We start from the raw sequence: 290 nt of genomic DNA, 5'->3' as shown, positions 1-290 counted from the left end.
ACTGGTACGGGGTGCCGAGCTGGCCGAGCGCCCAGCGGATCGCCGTCTGGACCTTGGGCGGAGCGTCTGCCGGGATCTTGTATCCGGCGGGCACCGCGCCGGGCGGGATGGTTCCGAAGTCGGTTCCGTCCCCGCCGGTCGTACAGCCGCCCGCGGTACTCGGCGGAGGACTGCCCGTGCTGCCCGAGCCGGATGGCGAAGGGCTCGGCGACGCGCTGCCGGCCTTCGACAGCAACGGCTCGATCGCCTGCTGCAAGGCGGTGGCCAGGGGCTCCCACTTCGCGTAAGCC

Annotated in this window: 1 pseudogene; it reads right to left on the bottom strand. The window is 72.8% G+C overall.

Annotation, left to right across the window (positions count from 1 at the left end):
- Positions 1 to 290 (bottom strand): annotated as a pseudogene (locus RB628_RS41940) (hypothetical protein); the annotation flags it as partial.

The sequence above is a fragment of the Streptomyces sp. ADMS genome, from assembly GCF_033441795.1.
Lineage (GTDB): Bacteria > Actinomycetota > Actinomycetes > Streptomycetales > Streptomycetaceae > Streptomyces.
The sequence above is the reverse complement of the archived record's forward strand: the minus strand, read 5'-3'. Positions and strand labels throughout refer to the sequence as shown.